The sequence below is a fragment of the Microseira wollei NIES-4236 genome (assembly GCF_020521235.1).
In the GTDB taxonomy this organism is placed as follows: domain Bacteria; phylum Cyanobacteriota; class Cyanobacteriia; order Cyanobacteriales; family Aerosakkonemataceae; genus Microseira; species Microseira wollei.
On the sequence record NZ_BLAY01000388.1, the window covers coordinates 1 to 2,451 of the forward strand.

At 42.8% G+C, this 2,451-nt stretch carries 1 pseudogene; it reads left to right on the forward strand.

The annotated features are described in order from the left end of the window. The first annotated feature begins 618 nt into the window (after nucleotides 1-618). Nucleotides 619-2,332 (forward strand): annotated as a pseudogene (gene ltrA / locus MiSe_RS48570) (group II intron reverse transcriptase/maturase). Nucleotides 2,333-2,451: the final 119 nt, after the last annotated feature.

Sequence of the window (2,451 nt, forward strand, 5' to 3'; positions counted from 1 at the left end):
TGTGCGATTCGTTTAACCTAAAGTAGCTGAAAAGCTTACGGGACGGTTAACCCAGTTAATGAGACTGGTGATAACTGGTTACATTTGGAGGTGAGACTCCGTGAGTCAAGTCCTCCCCCTCAAGTGCAGAGGTGAAAGCATAACCCCTAGTTTGTTGGGTAGCAACCAATAGGCTAAAGCGGGGTTAAAAGACAGAACTACTGAAAGCCAAATTTGGTAACTGTCAAGCAAGAGTCCATGGGTAGCGAAAGCAAAGATGTGTCCGAACCATCGTAATTGTAAATGGTGTAATGGCTAAATCAAGGATAAACCCGTTGAGAAAACACGGTAAAGACTGATTAACACCAAGCCAAAAGGCAAGGATAGGGCATAAGCGTTTAACACCCCGACTTATAAGCACCGCCCAGAAACCCGATGGAAAGCATCGCGCTAAAGACTTAAACAAATGTGTAATCGGAACGAAGTAACTCCTAATTATCTCTGGTAAAGGTCGATAACCAGTAAGTAGCTAACGAATGATAATTCGGAGAGGGATTGTATCAGAAGCGAATCCCCTCGGTAATGCGGGGGATATGCTGACAGATCCACGGTAATTCCAACGGAGTAGAACAAGTAGCAATGAATATATCTAAAACGCTGAACAATCAGACGGTGGAGTGGAAAGACATCAATTGGCGAAAGCTAGAAAGGGTGACTTTTAAGTTGCTTTCATCGAATATTCCAAGCGAGTGAACGTGGCGATGTTAAAGCAGTTCGCAAACTTCAGAAGATCCTGATTAGGTCATGGTCTGCAAAATGTATCGCGGTACGTAGGGTAACACAAGATAACCAAGGTAAAAATACTGCTGGTGTGGATGGTGTGAAAACATTGACCCCAAAGCAACGTATTAACCTGGTAAACAAGTTAAAGTTAACCGGAAAGGCAAAACCCACTCGTAGGGTAATAATTCCTAAACCCGGCACTACTGAAACTAGACCATTAGGAATCCCAACGATAAACGACCGCGCACTACAAGCGCTAGTTAAACTTGCGTTAGAACCTGAGTGGGAGGCAAAATTCGAGCCAAACTCTTATGGTTTTAGACCAGGACGCTCCTGTCATGATGCGATCCGAGCAATATTCGACAGTATTAGTAAAAAAGCCAAATACGTGCTTGATGCTGACATTGCCAAATGCTTTGACCGTATAGACCACAAAGCATTACTCTCCAAAATACACACATACCCCACTCTAAGCCGCCAATTGAAGATGTGGCTAAAAGCAGGGTACTGTGTAGAAAATGAATTATTCCCTACTAATGAGGGTACACCACAGGGCGGGGTAATTTCACCTTTACTTGCGAACATTGCCTTACACGGTATGGAAGAAAGAATAAAACAGTACGCGGAAACAATAAAAGGATACAAACGGGATAACCGTAATGCCCTTAGCCTAATCCGATATGCTGATGACTTCGTAATCATCCATGAGGATTTTAACGTAGTCAAGAAATGCCTGGAGATAATTGCAGAATGGTTATATGATATGGGGGTGGAGTTAAAACCAAGTCAGACAAAAATAACCCACTCCCTCATTGAGATGGATGGAAATGTTGGGGTTGAGTTCTTAGGATTCGATGTACAGCAGCATAAGGTAGGCAATTACCGTGCAGCATCAAATGGACACTTTAAGCTAGGTTTTAATACATTAATCAACCCCTCAAAAGCCAAGGGTAAAACTCATTTAGCCAAGATTGCTGAAGTAATAGACACCCAGAAAACCGCTCCTCAAGCTGCTTTAATTAGTAAGCTGAATCCGAGAATTAGGGGTTGGTAAAAGTCCTAGTCGACAGGAGTTAGTAAGAAAACCTTTAATAAGGTAGATTGGCTAACATGGCAGAAGTTAAGATCCTGGGCTAAATCAAGGGGAAAGGGTAACACCAACAAGGACAAATACTGGCGAAAAGTAGGCGACCAAAATTGGTGTTTCAGTACAGAGGATGGAATAGAATTACTCACCCATGTAAGTACGCCAATCGTAAGGCATACCAAGGTCAAGGGAGAGGCTAGTCCGTTTAATGGAGACTGGGTTTACTCGAGTAAGCGAAGAGGCGAAAGCCCGGATACCCCAAGCAGAGTATCAAAGTTAATCAAGAAACAAAAGGGTATCTGTTCTCACTGCGGTTTGTACTTTACCAGTACAGACATTGTAGAAGTTGACCACATTAAACCAACATCGTTAGGTGGGAAGGATACCTACGATAATCTACAACTTCTGCATAAACACTGCCATGACACAAAGACTGTAACAGACGGGTCAATACATCCTAAAGAAGGTGTTAAAACCCGATAGTTAGTCTTGAATCGTATCCATAACAAGGATGGAATTATCAAGGAGCGGAATGATGCGAAAGTATCACGTACCGTTCTGAAGGAGAGGTAAAAGTCGCAAGGCTTCTATCGACTCTAACT